Source organism: Saccharopolyspora griseoalba (genome assembly GCF_042665275.1).
Taxonomy (GTDB): Bacteria; Actinomycetota; Actinomycetes; order Mycobacteriales; family Pseudonocardiaceae; genus Saccharopolyspora; species Saccharopolyspora griseoalba.
Window position 1 is genome coordinate 254,618 of sequence record NZ_JBHTCJ010000002.1, and the last position, 12,845, is coordinate 267,462.

At 71.2% G+C, this 12,845-nt stretch carries 12 protein-coding genes; 1 reads left to right on the forward strand and 11 read right to left on the reverse strand.

Going from position 1 to position 12,845, the window contains the following annotated elements:
- Nucleotides 1–4: 4 nt before the first annotated feature.
- Nucleotides 5–598 (reverse strand): DUF3558 family protein, encoded by a 594-nt coding sequence (locus ACFQRI_RS05335; protein ID WP_380665058.1) that lies wholly within the window; start codon nt 596–598, stop codon nt 5–7.
- The gene (locus ACFQRI_RS05340; protein ID WP_380665060.1) at nt 595–948 is read right to left on the reverse strand and encodes a hypothetical protein; all 354 of its coding nucleotides are present in this window, start codon (nt 946–948) and stop codon (nt 595–597) included. The genes ACFQRI_RS05335 and ACFQRI_RS05340 overlap by 4 nt, the downstream gene beginning before the upstream one ends.
- Nucleotides 949–1,275: 327 nt before the next feature.
- Between ACFQRI_RS05340 and asnB the strand changes: the two genes are divergently transcribed.
- Nucleotides 1,276–3,105, forward strand: coding sequence for an asparagine synthase (glutamine-hydrolyzing) (gene asnB, locus ACFQRI_RS05345; protein ID WP_380665062.1), 1,830 nt, complete (start codon nt 1,276–1,278; stop codon nt 3,103–3,105).
- Nucleotides 3,106–3,177: 72 nt separating this feature from the next.
- Here the strand turns inward: asnB and ACFQRI_RS05350 are convergent, their stop codons facing one another.
- The 9 genes from ACFQRI_RS05350 to ACFQRI_RS05390 form a co-directional block, all read right to left on the reverse strand.
- The gene (locus ACFQRI_RS05350) at nt 3,178–4,617 is read right to left on the reverse strand and encodes a sensor histidine kinase (RefSeq protein ID WP_380665064.1); all 1,440 of its coding nucleotides are present in this window, start codon (nt 4,615–4,617) and stop codon (nt 3,178–3,180) included.
- Nucleotides 4,614–5,318 carry a response regulator transcription factor gene (locus ACFQRI_RS05355; RefSeq protein WP_380665066.1) on the reverse strand — a complete coding sequence of 235 codons (705 nt, stop codon included), beginning with the start codon at nt 5,316–5,318 and terminating at the stop codon, nt 4,614–4,616. The genes ACFQRI_RS05350 and ACFQRI_RS05355 overlap by 4 nt, the downstream gene beginning before the upstream one ends.
- Before the next feature lie 110 nt (nt 5,319–5,428).
- Nucleotides 5,429–7,567 carry a glycosyltransferase family 39 protein gene (locus ACFQRI_RS05360; protein ID WP_380665068.1) on the reverse strand — a complete coding sequence of 713 codons (2,139 nt, stop codon included), beginning with the start codon at nt 7,565–7,567 and terminating at the stop codon, nt 5,429–5,431.
- Complete coding sequence (locus tag ACFQRI_RS05365) at nt 7,561–8,805, reverse strand: bifunctional glycosyltransferase family 2/GtrA family protein (protein WP_380665070.1); 1,245 nt, start codon at nt 8,803–8,805, stop codon at nt 7,561–7,563. Before ACFQRI_RS05365 ends, ACFQRI_RS05360 begins: the two co-directional genes overlap by 7 nt.
- A 564-nt stretch (nt 8,806–9,369) precedes the next feature.
- The gene (gene mutM, locus ACFQRI_RS05370) at nt 9,370–10,251 is read right to left on the reverse strand and encodes a bifunctional DNA-formamidopyrimidine glycosylase/DNA-(apurinic or apyrimidinic site) lyase (RefSeq protein ID WP_380665072.1); all 882 of its coding nucleotides are present in this window, start codon (nt 10,249–10,251) and stop codon (nt 9,370–9,372) included.
- 42 nt (nt 10,252–10,293) lie between these two features.
- A complete protein-coding gene (gene rnc, locus ACFQRI_RS05375) occupies nt 10,294–11,094 on the reverse strand; it encodes a ribonuclease III (protein ID WP_380665074.1) in 801 nt (266 codons plus the stop codon).
- A 14-nt stretch (nt 11,095–11,108) separates the two neighbouring features.
- On the reverse strand, nt 11,109–11,291 hold the full coding sequence (gene rpmF / locus ACFQRI_RS05380; protein ID WP_344134811.1) for a 50S ribosomal protein L32: 183 nt from the start codon (nt 11,289–11,291) through the stop codon (nt 11,109–11,111).
- Between the two features lie 2 nt (nt 11,292–11,293).
- Nucleotides 11,294–11,866 carry a YceD family protein gene (locus ACFQRI_RS05385; RefSeq protein ID WP_380665077.1) on the reverse strand — a complete coding sequence of 191 codons (573 nt, stop codon included), beginning with the start codon at nt 11,864–11,866 and terminating at the stop codon, nt 11,294–11,296.
- 201 nt (nt 11,867–12,067) lie between these two features.
- Complete coding sequence (locus tag ACFQRI_RS05390; protein WP_380665549.1) at nt 12,068–12,799, reverse strand: DivIVA domain-containing protein; 732 nt, start codon at nt 12,797–12,799, stop codon at nt 12,068–12,070.
- Nucleotides 12,800–12,845 lie beyond the last annotated feature (46 nt).

Sequence of the window (12,845 nt, forward strand, 5' to 3'; positions counted from 1 at the left end):
CCCCCTAGCGCTGGACCTGCAGGGTCGCCACGGCCGCCTTGGCGGCCAGCTGGGCCTTTCCGCACATCTGGTCGGTGTCGAGGCCACCGGGCGTGAACAGCATCAGGTTGATCCACAGCGTCCGGCCCTCGGCGGCGTCGACGTAGGCGTCGCAGCCCATGTTCTCCGCGCCCCAGACCTGGCTCTGCACCGCGCCGTAGCCGTTGAGCTCGTAGGTGCGCCGGGTGTCCGGGTTCGAGTTGACCTGCTCGACGAACCGGTCGATCGGCTCGGGCACCACCCGGACCCCGATGCCGTAGTTGGCCGGGCCGTCCTGGCCGAGGAAACCGCAGCCCGGGTAGTTGGCGCCGTTGCTGCTCAGCGGCCGCCCGGAGATCTCGCCGACCGGGATGGACGCCTTGCCCTCGGGGGTGAGCCAGCCGCAGATCTCGTCGCGCTGCTTGTCGGCCACCGGCAGGTCGCCGGGCCGCCGGGGCAGGTCGAGCCCGGAGGGCTCGGTCTGCGGGGCGGGTGCCGGGTCGGGCCCGTTGACGGTGCACCCGGACAGCGCGGCGACCGCTCCGAGCGCCGCGAGGGCACCGCGCGCGGTGGCCCTCATGCCTGCCGCCGCAGCTGGAAGGAGGCCTGGATCTCCTCGTCGGTGTGGCCGTACTGCCGCGCCGCCTCGCCGACCTGCTCGCCGAGCGCGATCACGTCGTCGACGTACTGCAGCAACCGCTGGAAGTGCGAGTCCTCGGCACCCACCAGCTTGGCGGTCCAGTACGCGGCCGCTGATCTGCTGACCTCGTCGGTGGCGGGCGGTGTGACCTGCAGCCCGGGCGCGATGCTCTGCAGCCGGTGCAGCGCTTCCTCGGCCGCGGACAGGATCGTCCTGCGCACTTCGAGCACGTTGTCCTCGGTGACCGTGATGGTCTGCCCGCCGGCCGGCGGCTGCACAGGCGTCGTCACGGCGAACCCCCAGGTCGTGGCGGCTGATCACAATCCCGCGAGCCAGATTAGCAGCGCGCGGGGGCGCGTCTCACCGACTTCGGGAAGATCCCGCGGCCCGACCCCGGCCGGTTCCGGCCACCGGGACGTCCAGTTCGGACGGTGGAGATCGAAAGGTGCGGGGGATTCGTCGTTTTCGCCGCGCGCGCACGCTTTGCGCGTGGGCGAGTTCACTCGGTCAGTTGGTTTCATCGATGCAACGATTTCGTTAATCTCGCTAACCAGTGGGGCGGTCGTCGTCACCCACCCCGAAAACCGCGAGACCCGAGGAACTGGAGCGCACCCGGTATGTGCGGAATCTCCGGCTGGATCGATTTCCAGCGCGACCTGACCGAGCACCGGTCCACGATCGACGCCATGTGCGAGACGATGACCTGCCGCGGGCCGGACGCAGGCGGCACCTGGGTCAGCCCGCACGCGGCTCTCGCCCACCGGCGGCTGGCCATCATCGACCTCCCCGGTGGTGCGCAGCCGATGACCGACCCGGAAGGCCGGGTCACCATCGTCTACAGCGGCGAGGCCTACAACTTCACCGAGCTTCGCGACGAGCTCCGCCGCCGCGGCCACCGGTTCGAGACCGACAGCGACACCGAGGTCGTCCTGCACGGCTACCTCGAGTGGGGCGCGAAGGTCGCCGAGCACCTCAACGGCATGTTCGCCTTCGCCATCTTCGACACCCGCGACGACCAGCTGCTGCTCGTCCGCGACCGGATGGGCATCAAGCCGCTGTACTACTACCCCACCGAGCACGGGGTGCTGTTCGGCTCCGAGCCCAAGGCGATCCTGGCCAACCCGCTGGCCGAGAAGGTCGTCGACGCCGACGGGATGCGCGAGCTGTTCGGCATGGTCAAGACCCCCGGCCAGGCCGTGTGGGCTTGCATGCGCGAGGTCGAGCCGGGCACCGTCGTCACCGTCGACCGCAAGGGCCTGCACGAGCGCACCTACTGGAAGCTGCAGGCCGTCGAGCACACCGACGACCAGGAGACCTCGGTCGGCCGCGTCCGCGAGCTGCTCGACGACATCGTGGCGCGCCAGCTGATCTCCGACGTGCCGCGCTGCGTGCTGCTCTCCGGCGGCCTGGACTCCAGCGCCATCACCGCGCTCGCCGGAAACCACCTCAAGGACTCCGGCGAGCAGGTGCGCAGCTTCGCGGTCGACTTCCTCGGCCAGACCGAGAACTTCGTGCCCGACCCGATGCGCGCCACCCCCGACGGCCCCTACGTCGCCGACGTCGCCCAGCACGTGGGCACCGACCACAAGAACATCGTGCTCGACCCGCAGACCCTGGCCGACCCGGAGGTGCGCCGCGCCGCGGTGCAGGCGCGGGACTTCCCGATGGGCCTCGGCGACCTCGACCAGTCGCTGTACCTGCTGTTCAAGTCGATCCGCGAGCACTCCACGGTGGCGCTGTCCGGCGAGTCCGCCGACGAGGTCTTCGGCGGCTACAAGTGGTTCCACGACCCGGCCGCGCGGGACGCCGACATCTTCCCCTGGCTGGCCGCCATGCAGGCGCAGGGCGGCAACCCGTTCGACATGCTCGCCCCCGAGGTCTCCAACGCCCTCGACATCCCCGCGTTCATCAACGACTCCTACCGCACCGCGATCGGCGAGGTGCCGCACCTCGACGGCGAGGACGGCCTGGAGCGGCGGATGCGCGAGATCTGCTACCTGCACCTGACCCGGTTCGTGCGAATCCTGCTGGACCGCAAGGACCGGATGAGCATGGCCGTGGGGCTGGAGGTCCGCGTGCCGTTCTGCGACCACCGCCTGGTCGAGTACGTGTTCAACACCCCGTGGTCGCTGAAGACCTTCGACGGCAGGGAGAAGAGCCTGCTGCGGCACGCCACCGCCGACACGCTGCCCAAGTCGGTGGTCGAGCGGGTCAAGAGCCCGTACCCGTCCACCCAGGACCCGAACTACGCCAAGGAGCTGCAGAGCCAGGTCCGCGAGCTGGTCAAGGACGGCAACCCGGCGCTGTCCCTGCTCGACGAGAACTGGCTGAACCAGGCCCTGGCCCAGCCGTCCGACCAGGTCGACCCGGCCGCGCGCCTGACCTTCGAGCGGGCCCTGGACATGGCCGCGTGGTTCGACATCCACAACCCGACGGTCAAGCTCTGAGACCCGGTTCGCGCGGGAGGTTCCCGTCGCGCGCGACGGGAACCTCCCGCGCGAAGGCACGTCCCGCTGACGTCAGGGCAGCGGGAGCAGGAGGCGGAAGGTGCTGCCGCCACCGGGGGTCTCGTGCAGCTCCAGCCTCCCGTTGTGCGCCTCGGCCAGGGCCGAGGCGATGGCCAGCCCCAGGCCGGTTCCCCCGGCGGTGCGCGCGTCGTCGACCCGGTAGAACCGATCGAAGATCCGCGCCGCGTGCTCGGCCGGGATGCCCGGCCCGGCGTCGGTGACCGAAACCGCCGCCACCGGCGTGCCCGGCGCGAGCTCGACCCCGGTGGCGGCCGCCGCCGATCCCCCCGCCGCCGACCGCACGACCTCCACCGACACCGGAGTTCCCGCCGGGGTGTGCAGCAGGGCGTTGTTGACCAGGTTCGTCAGCACCTGGCGCAGCCGCGCCCCGTCGCCGAGCACGCGCAACGACTCGGCACCGGCGCGGGCGATCTCGCGCTCCGGCGCGCGGGCCCGCGCGTCCTGCACCACGTCGTGCGCCACCCCGACCACGTCCAGCTCGACGAGGTCGACGCTGCGCTCCCGGTCCAGCCGCGCCAGCAGCAGCATGTCCTCGACCATGTCGGCCATGCGCACCGACTCGGACTCGATGCGCCGCATCATCATCCGCACGTCCTGCGGATCGGGCGGCTCGCTGCGCCGGTAGAGCTCGGCGAACCCGCGGATCGAGGTCAGCGGCGTGCGCAGCTCGTGCGAGGCGTCGGCCACGAAGCGGCGGAGGCGCTGCTCGGAGCGCTCCCGCTCGCCCAGCGCGTCGGTGAGCCTGCCCAGCATCGTGTTGAGCGCCTCGCCCAGCCTGCCGGTCTCGGTGCGCGGGTCGGACTCGGGCACCCGGCGGTCCAGCTGACCGGCCGCGATGGCATCGGCGGTGTTCTCGATGCGCGCCAGCGGCCGCAGGCTCAACCGAACCGTGCCCGCCGCCGCGATCGCCAGCACCAGCAGCACCGCCCCGCCCACCGCGAGCTCGATGAGCACCAGCTGCTGCACGGTCGACTGCTGGTTTCCCATCGACAGCGCCAGCACCACGGCCCTTCCCTCGGGCGTGGTCACCCGGCGCACCCGCCAGTCCGCGCCGTGACCGCGATCCGGGACCGTGGCGAACTCCGGACCGCGCAGCGGGGCGAGCACCCGCGGGCCACCGGGTTCGCCCCGGGTGGCGCCGATGACGTCGCCCAGCTGCTGCCCCGACCGGTCGAACACCAGCACGCGGAAGTCGGTGGGCAGCTGGGTGCTCGAGTCCGGCGGCCGCGGGTCGTCGCGCTCCGGGTCCGGCGGCGGGTGACGACCTTCCTGCCAGGGCCGGGACATCTCCACCAGGCGCTCGTCGGTGCGCTCGATCAACGACCGGTTCAGCAGCGCCACGCTGGTGAACCCCATCAGCAGCAGGCCCACGACCAGCGCGCCCAGCAGCGTCAGGACCAGCCGTCCGCGCAGCGTGCGCAGGGCCCTCATCGCCGCTCCGGGGGCAGTCGCAGGACGTAGCCGACACCGCGGATGGTGTGGATCAGCGGGGTGGCCGACCCGGTGTCGATCTTGCGGCGCAAGTAGCTGATGTAGGACTCGACGATCCGGCTGTCCCCGCCGAAGTCGTAGTCCCACACGCGGTCGAGGATCTGGATCTTGCTGACGACCTTCTCCGCGTTGATCATCAAGTAGCGCAGCAGCTTGAACTCGGTCGGCGAGAGGTTCACCAGCTGCCCGCCCCGACGAACCTCGTAGGTGTCCTCGTCGAGCTCCAGGTCCTGGTAGCGCAAGGTGGGCTCGTCGGTGCGCTCGGGACGCACCCGCCGCAGGATCGCCCGCAGCCGCAGCACCACCTCGTCCAAGCTGAAGGGTTTCGCGACGTAGTCGTCCCCGCCCGCGGTGAGCCCGGCGATGCGGTCCTGCACGGCATCGCGCGCGGTCAGGAACAGCACCGGCACGTCGTCGCCCGACCGCCGCAGCTCCCCGGCCACCGCGAAACCGTCCCGGTCGGGCAGCATCACGTCGAGCACGACGATGTCGGGTTCGAACGACGCGGCCGCCCGCAGCGCCTCCGCCCCGGTCTCGACACCGCGCACCTCGAACCCGCTCAGCCGCAGCGCCGCGCTCAACAGCTCCAGGATGTTCGGCTCGTCGTCCACGACGAGCACTCGACCAGCACTTCCCGCCACGCCGTCCACTCTGGTCCATCTCCCTGGGAATTTCCTGGGCGCGCCCTGAACGCGGCACGTCGCTGCGGAAGGGCGCGACCGCCCGGTCCGGTCGCGCCCCGTCCGCCCGGTCAGGAGCAGCTGTAGAGCTCGAGAGCGGAGTCGGGCGTGGCACCGTAGGCGGCCGGATCGACCTCGGTGCAGTTGTCCTCGACCCACTGCTCGCGCTCGTCGCGCTCCTGCCCGCCCCCAGGCATCCGGTCTCCGGCCGAGGAGGTCGTTCCCTCCGGACGCTGGGCCTGCTCGCCTCGCCGGTCCTGGCCACCGGAGCCGCCGCCTTGCGCACCGGGGCCACCACCCCGTCCGCCGGGGCCGCCGATCCCGCCGCCGAGCACGACGAAACCGAGTTCGCCGTTGTTCTTCCACCCGGTCAGCTGCTGCACCGACGGCGCATCGTCGGAGCCCGTGAACCCGCCCATGCCGATCACGGTCAGGTCCGAGTTGATGATGTAGCTCGCCGAGCCCATCGACCCGCCCTCGATGGCCAGGGGAACCTTCTTCTCACCGGCGATCGACCGCACGTGCTCGAGCACCTTCTGCTGGTCGGAGCTGAGCGTCTCGCCGCCCACGCCGCCGGGCGGCCCGGGCCTCGAGCCGGAACCGCTCTGCCCGCCCGAGCCCTCACCGGGCGGTTGGTCACCGGAGGGCATCAGGCCCTCCCCACTGCCCGGAAGGTTCCCGCCAGGGCCGCCACCACCGGGATCGCCGCTCATCGTCGAGGGGCCCGCGGTCGGATTGGCGCCACCCATCGTGCCGCGCCCACCGGCGAGAGCACCGATGGCCGACCAGGTGGTGGGCACCGTCAGCATCGCGACCATCCCGAGCACCAGCCCGGCGCGGGCCGCACCACCCCGGAACCGGCCGAGCACCAGCGCCACGACCACGACCCCGCCGAGGGCCACCGCCAGATACCCGGCCCAGGCGTGCCAGGTCAGATCCCTGGCCACCACGGACATCGCCCAAGCGACCGTCACCACGACGCCGGCGGGCAGCAGCAACCACGCCCTCCCCGGCTGCCGGTACCAGCCCCACGAGCGGACCAGCCCGGCACCGGTGATCGCTCCGATCGCGGGCGCCATCATCGTCGTGTAGTAGGGGTGCATGGTGCCCCGGGCGAAGCTGAACATCACCCACAGCACGCCCAGCCAACCGCCCCACAGCAGCCAGCCCGCGGTCGCCCCGGCTTGCAGCGGTTGCTCGGAGCGCCAGTGCCGCACGCCCACGACCAGCATCGTGACCAGCAGCAACGCGCACAGGGGAAGCAACCAGCTGATCTGACCGGCCAGTTGGTCGTTGAACATCCGCAGGACCCCGGACGAACCGGAGAACCCAGCGCCACCACCGCCGGGACCTCCACCCCCGGGTCCGCCGCCGGCACCGTTGCCCTCGCCGCCGAGGATCCGGCCGAAGCCGTTGTAGCCGAAGACCAGGTCCAGCGCCGATCCGTCGGTGCTACCACCGATGTAGGGCTTGGGAGAAGGCCACATCTCCGTCGCCAGGACCCACCAGAACGAGCTGACGAACAGCACCGCGGCCGCCACGCCGAGGTCGGCCAGTCGCCGGACCCAACCGTGGCGAGAACAGATCAGGTAGGCGGCCGCGAAGGCCGGCAGCACCATCCACGCCTGCAGCATCTTGGTCAGGAATCCGCAGCCGATCAGGAAGGCGGCCAGCGCGACCCAGCCCGTCGACCTCCGCGTCTCGATGGCGCGCGTCATCGCGTAGGCCGCGGCCAGCACCAGCAGCACCAGCAGCGTGTCCGGGTTGTTGTCCCGGTTGATCACCACGGTGATCGGGCTGACGGCCAGCACCAGCGCCGCGATCAGCGCGGCGTGCTCACCGGCCCACCGGCGCACGGTGCGGTGCAGCGCGAACACCGCCAGCACGCCGCACACGACTTGCGGGAAGAGCACGGAGAACTTGCCGTACCCGAAGATCTGCGCCGAGATGACCTGCAGCCACAGCGCCATCGGCGGTTTGTCGACGGTGACCACACCGGCCGGGTCGAAGGAGCCGAAGAAGAAGTTCTCGAAGCTCTGCGACATCGACTTCACAGCCGCGGAGTAGTAGCCGTTCCCCCAGGAATCGCCGATCCCCCAGAGGTAGAGCACGGCAGCCAGCGCGCAGATTCCCACCAGCGCCAGCCTTCTCAGCAGCGGAGCGGAGTTCGCCTCCTCCCGCTCCGCGGCGGTCTGCTCGACGGTCAGCATGAAGGTTCCCTTCCTTCGCCGGCCCGGAACACCCAGGACCGCAGCAGCACGAACCGAAGAGCGGTTCCCACCACGGACGAGACCACCAGCACCAGGACCTCGAGCCCGCGCGACGGATCCCCCGCCCACTGGTGGAGCCCGAGCAGCGCGCCGGAGGTCACCACGTAGTACAGCGCGAACACGATCAGCCCCTGCAGCTGCACTCGACCCGAGGTGCCGCGCTGCAGGAACGTCCAGCGGCGATTGGCCTCGGTGTTCCAGGCCGTGGTGGCGATCAGAGCCGCCAGGTTCGCCAGCAGCGGCGGCCACCACGTGCGCAGCACCGCGTAGAGCACCGAGGTGAGCACCGTGGACACCACGCCGATCGCGCCGAACGAGACCAGTTGCCACAGCAAGCCGTTCTCGCGCTCGGCCAGCACCGCGCTCGGGTGCGCGGCGCGCGGCTCGGGACGCCGCGGCAGGCCCTCGACGCGAGCGGTTCCCCTGATCTTGGCGCGGGCCACCCGCACCAGCCCCGCGATGTCGTCGGTCGCGGTCCTGACCACGTTGACCCTCGTGTCGACGTCCTCGACCCAGTCGACCGGGACCTCGTGCACCCGCAACCCGTTGTGCTCGGCGAGCAGCAGCAGCTCGGTGTCGAAGAACCAGGAGTCGTCCTCGACCCGGTGCAGCAGGGGACGGATCACGTCCGTTCGGACGGCCTTGAAACCGCACTGCGCGTCGGAGAACCGCGCACCGTGACTCCAGCGGACCATCGCGTTGTAGCAGCGCGAGATGATCTCGCGCCGACCCCCGCGCACGGTCCGCGAACCCGGCGCCAACCGGGAACCGACGGCCAGGTCGGAATGCCCGTTCACCAGGGGCGCGACCAGGGGAAGCAAGGCGTCGAGCCCGGTCGAGAGATCGACGTCCATGTAGACCGCGACATCGGAGTCGCTCTGCGCCCACGCGGTGCGCAACGCCAGACCACGCCCCTTGCGGTCCAGGTGCAGCACCCGCACGTTGGGCATCGAATCGGCCAGCTCCTGCGCGACCTGCAGGGTCGCGTCCGTGCTGGCGTTGTCGACCACGGTGATCGTCCAGCTGAACGGCCAGTCCTCGCCGAGGTGCTCGCCGAGCACCTGCAGGCACCCGGGAAGGGCGCGTTCCTCGTTGTGCACCGGCACCACCACGTCGACGCTGGCCGTCCGGCGCGGAGTTCGGGGCGTCTCCTCGGCGCCGAGCTGCACGGCACTCATCTCCCACCACCTCTCATCCGGCTTCGGCGTCCATGAAGCCGAACCGAGGTGCGAGGGCCGTTGACGCTCGCTGGGAATCAGCTGGGAGCCGACTTCCCAGCGGAAGCGCAGCCGACGCACGCGGAGCTCCCAGCGAACCCGGTCACCGCGAACGCCCGGAAGGAGAACGGGACGAGGAGGGGAACCTTCATGGCAGCCGAACGCCTGCGCCGGTTGCCCAGGTGGCGGGAAGATCCGTGGTGGGCAGTGCGCAGTGGGCCGGGCACCGGCGATGACCGTCGGCGGTTACTAACGACAACGCCCCGGGGCCGACCGTCGAACAGCTGAGGGAGCACATCGCCGAGGGCAGGCTCCGCTACGTCCGGACCAGCGTTTCTCCGGGGTGCGGAGCACGGGCTGCGAAGTGGACGCGCAGGTCGTGGAGGCCCCCACGACCTGGGTCGCAGCACTGCCGAGCCGTCGAGGCCAACGGCCACGGAGGCGGGGCCGACTCCGAGACCCGTCACCACGACCGCCGGGGAACGGCCTCCCGCGCGGCGCGGTGCGCGGAGGCGCGCGTGGCGGCTAGGCGTGCGCGTTGCGGGGTTTGGGTTGGCAGACCGGGCAGGAGTACGAGGAGCGGTTCATGAAGGCGTCCCGCCGGATCGGCGCCCCGCACCGCGGGCACGGTTCACCGGCCTGCCCGTACACCGCGAGGGAACGCTCGAAGTACCCGGACTCGCCGTTGACGTTGACGTACAGGGCGTCGAACGAGGTCCCGCCGGCGTCCAGCGCCGCACCCATCACCTCGGTGACCGCGCTCATCAGCTCGCGCACCTTGGGCCGGGTCATGGTCGCCGTGGGCCGCGCCCAGTGCAGCTTGGCCCGCCACAGCGCCTCGTCGGCGTAGATGTTCCCGATCCCCGAGACCAGGCTCTGGTCCAGCAGCGCCCGCTTGATGCCGGTGCGGCGCGCGCGCAGCCGCTCGGTGAGCCCGGCCAGGTCGAAGACCGGTTCGAGCGGATCGGGCGCGATGTGCTCGACCGGTTTGGGCAGCGCGACGCCGTCGACGACGACCAGCTCGTCGAGGTGCACCCCGCCGAAGGTTCGCTGGTCGACGAAGCGCAGCTCCGGACCGCCGTCGGCGAAGCGCATGCGCACCCGCAGGTGCTTCTCGTCCGGCGCGTCCGCGGGCTGCACGAGCAGCTGCCCGCTCATGCCCAGGTGCACCACGAGCGCTTCGCCACCGGTCTCCGGCAGCCCGTCGAGCTCCAGCCACAGGTACTTGCCGCGACGCCGCGCGGCGGTCAACACCCGACCGGCCAACCGGCTCGCGAGATCCTCGGGACCGGGCACGTGCCTGCGCACGGCACGCGGGTGCAGGACTTCGACGCTGGACAGCGGGCGACCCACCGCGTGTTCCGCAACACCGCGGCGGACGACCTCGACCTCGGGCAACTCGGGCACGGGTCAATCCTGTCCCAAGCGGGCCGAGCGAGGACCGGCGGGTCAGGAAGCCGGGGTGTCGTCGACGGCCGCTCGTTGCTCGTCGCCGGAGCTCGCCTGCTGCTCGGCCTCGACGCCCGCGTTCTGCTGCTGGTCGTCGAGGTAGCGCCAAGCGGCCTCCGCGGCCTTCTGCTCGGCTTCCTTCTTGGTGCTGCCGTCACCGCGCCCGTAGACCGTGCCGCCGACGGAGACCTGCGCCCGGAACTCCTTGCGGTGGTCCGGGCCTTCCTCCTCGACCCGGTACTCGGGCACGCCGATGCCGGTCGAGGCGGTCAGCTCCTGCAAGCTGGTCTTCCAGTCCAGACCGGCACCGCGCCGCGGCGCCTCGGTCAGCAGCGGCTGGAACAGCCGGTGCACCACGCTGCGCGCGACGTCGATGCCCTTCTCCAGGTAGACGGCGCCGAGGACGGCTTCGAGACCATCGGCGAGGATGCTCGCCTTGTCCCGACCCCCCGTGAGCTCTTCGCCGCGCCCCAGCAGCAGGTACTCACCCAGACCGCCCTCACCGAGCCCGCGCGCCACACCGGCCAGCGCGTGCATGTTGACCACGCTGGCCCGCAACTTCGCGAGCTGCCCCTCGGGCAGGTCCGGGTGCTCGTTGTAGAGGTGATCGGTGATCACCAGGCCGAGCACGGCATCGCCGAGGAACTCCAGCCGCTCGTTGGGCGGCAGGCCACCGTTCTCGTACGCGAACGAGCGGTGGGTGAGAGCGAGGGTGAGCAGCTCGGCGTCGAGTTCGACGCCGAGCGCTGCCAACAGCGGCGCCCGGTCGATCTTCCGGGCCCGTGACTGCTTTCCCCCCACTACGCGACCGCCACTCAGGCGGGCTGGACGACCTGGCGGCCGTCGTACTGACCGCAGGCGGGGCACACGACGTGCGGCAGCTTCTGCTCACGGCAGGAGCGGTTCGAACACTGCACCAGCGTCGGCGCCGAAGCCTTCCAGGCGGAACGGCGGGTGCGGGTGTTGGCCCGGGACATCTTGCGCTTCGGGACGGCCACGACTACTTCTCCTCTTCGCTACCGCCGAACCGCTCTTGCAGCGCGGCCCAGCGAGGATCAATGGTCTCATGCGTGTGCTCGGGGGCGAGCTCGGCCCACTTCACGCCGCACCCGGAGCACAGCCCCTGGCAGTCCGGCGAGCACACCGGTGCGGAGGGAAGCGACAGCAACATCGCGTCCCGCACCACCGGTTCGAGGTCGATCAGGTCGTCGACGACCCTCTCCACCTCGTCGTCATCGGTGCTGGCGTCGGTGGCGCTGTCCGGGTAGGCGAACAGCTCCCGCACCTCGACCTCGACCTCGTCGGAGACCGGGTCCAGGCAGCGGACGCACTCACCGGCCACCCGGGCGGAGGCGGTGCCGGACACCAGCACGCCCTCCACCACCGACTCGGCCAGCAGGTCGAGCACCACGGGCTCGCCCTCCGGAACCTTGATCATGTCCAGGCCGAACCCGGCGGGCGCCGGGGCGTTGCGCTGGTAGGAGCGGCTGGCTCCAGCTCGCTGACCGATCTCCCGGGTATCGAGGACCCAGGGGCCGGCCTGCGCAGGGCGCGATTCGTGGCTCTCAGACATCACAGGTTTCAGTCGCGATGGGTGGACGGTTCAAGCTCCGGCGAATGGCTCACCGCACGAGCGGCGGCCGCACCGAGCCAGCTTTCCCAGGCTACGTGACACCTCATCGAGGACGACAGCAGGCCCTGCACACCCGACCTGCCCCTTCCCCGGGGGGCAACCGACGACGGCGCCCCGGGGGGCGGGCGCGTCGCGCTCGGATCAGTTGGAACCGGTGTTCCCCGGCTGCCATTCCTCGTAGTCGAACGGCGCGCCCATCGGGCTGCGCAACTGCTGGCGCCCGCGGCCGACGGTGCGCAGCGTCCGGCTGAGCAGGTCCTCGAAGTCGGCCAGCCGCGAGTCGACGTAGGCGTCGCACTCGCTGCGCAGGCGCTCGGCGTCCTCGTTGGCCTCCTCCACGATGCGCTTGGCCTCGGCGTTGGACTCCTGGACCACCTCGGTGTCGGTGACCAGGCGGGCCTGCTCGGCCTTGCCCTCGTGCACCGACTGCTCGTAGGCGGCGCGGCCGGCCTGGACCATGCGGTCGGCCTCGGACTGGGCGCTGCTGATGTAGTCCTCGTACTCGCGGCGACCGGCGGTGACCGTCTGCTCGGCCTGGCCGCGCGCGTCGGAGATCATCTGGTCGGCCTGCTCGCGGGCCTCGGCCAGCATCCGCTCCGCCTCGGCGCGGGCGTCGGCCAGGGTGCGCTCGGCCTCCGTCTGTGCCTCGCCCCGGGACTTCTCCGCCTCGGTCTGGGCCGTGTTGACGACCTCGTCGCGGTGGTCGAGCACGTCCTGGGCGTCGTCGAGCTCGTTCGGGATCGACTCCCGGACGTCGTCGAGCAGCTCCAGCACGTCGCCGCGCGGGACCACGCAGCCCGATGTCATGGGAACGCCACGCGCCTCTTCGACGATCGTGACCAGTTCATCGAGGGCCTCGAAAACCCGGTACACCATGGCCTCCCCTGCAGTCGAAAACGGCCGCGCCGCCTCAAGCATC

What these genes read in the sequence shown, in the direction of transcription:
- ACFQRI_RS05365 (WP_380665070.1), bottom strand. Translation starts at nt 8,805, where the DNA reads ATGAGTGCCGTGCAGCTCGGCGCCGAGGAGACGCCCCGAACTCCGCGC.
- ACFQRI_RS05385 (WP_380665077.1), bottom strand. Translation starts at nt 11,866, where the DNA reads ATGTCTGAGAGCCACGAATCGCGCCCTGCGCAGGCCGGCCCCTGGGTC.
- asnB (WP_380665062.1), top strand. Translation starts at nt 1,276, where the DNA reads ATGTGCGGAATCTCCGGCTGGATCGATTTCCAGCGCGACCTGACCGAG.
- ACFQRI_RS05360 (WP_380665068.1), bottom strand. Translation starts at nt 7,567, where the DNA reads ATGCTGACCGTCGAGCAGACCGCCGCGGAGCGGGAGGAGGCGAACTCC.
- ACFQRI_RS05335 (WP_380665058.1), bottom strand. Translation starts at nt 598, where the DNA reads ATGAGGGCCACCGCGCGCGGTGCCCTCGCGGCGCTCGGAGCGGTCGCC.
- ACFQRI_RS05350 (WP_380665064.1), bottom strand. Translation starts at nt 4,617, where the DNA reads ATGAGGGCCCTGCGCACGCTGCGCGGACGGCTGGTCCTGACGCTGCTG.